2 protein-coding genes are annotated in these 745 nt (G+C 34.9%); both read left to right on the forward strand.

All coding sequences use genetic code 11. The features are described 5' to 3' along the window. Positions 1 to 55: 55 nt before the first annotated feature. The gene (locus tag V7147_RS16220) at positions 56 to 292 is read left to right on the forward strand and encodes a YuzB family protein (protein ID WP_010676416.1); all 237 of its coding nucleotides are present in this window, start codon (positions 56 to 58) and stop codon (positions 290 to 292) included. A gap of 291 nt (positions 293 to 583) precedes the next feature. Then, a partial coding sequence (locus tag V7147_RS16225; protein ID WP_438824604.1) for a HesB/IscA family protein occupies positions 584 to 745 on the forward strand: 162 nt, incomplete at its 3' end.

The raw sequence follows: 745 nt of genomic DNA on the forward strand, positions 1-745 counted from the left end.
GTGTCATTTTCACCGGACATTTTGAACATCCTCTTGTAGTGAGGTGAAAGAACCAGTGAATCCTATCATCGAATTTTGTGTTAGTAATTTGGCAAGTGGCTCCCAAAAAGCAAAGGAAATCCTCGAACAGGACCCAAATCTTGATGTGATTGAGTATGGATGTCTAAGCTATTGTGGACAATGCTTTGAGTCACTATATGCTCTTGTAAATGGGGATGTAGTTACTGGTGAAACCGCTGAAGAGCTGGTTGAAAATATCTATGCCTATTTAGAAGAAAATCCAATGTTCTAACATTATATATATTTAGGGAAAAAGCAGTCAATATACTGCTTTTTCTTATTTTAGGGCAAAAAGAAAACCCTCCATTAAATAATGAAGAGTTTCAAAAAAACGGGGGATAATCTCATTGTGGTCCAAAAAATATTATTTTATACTTAAAGAAATTGAAAAATTTACAAAGAACGGATTATTTGTATCAAAATCCGTTTAACATTATACTTATAGTAATAACCTNNGGAGGTTACTGACGTGACAAATCGTGTCGTTGATATTTCTGAAGCAGCAGCTTTTCAAATTAAAGATATGATGAAACAAAACGAGGAAGAAGGATCATTCTTACGTGTTGCTGTTAAAGGTGGCGGTTGTAGTGGACTTTCTTACGGAATGGGCTTTGAACAAGAAGAAAGCGAAGTTGATCTTCATGACGAACAACATGGGATTAAAATCATCATCAATAAAGAAGAT

Origin of the sequence: Bacillus sp. JJ1521, assembly GCF_036965165.1 — a bacterium.
Taxonomy (GTDB): domain Bacteria; phylum Bacillota; class Bacilli; order Bacillales; family Bacillaceae_L; genus Ferdinandcohnia.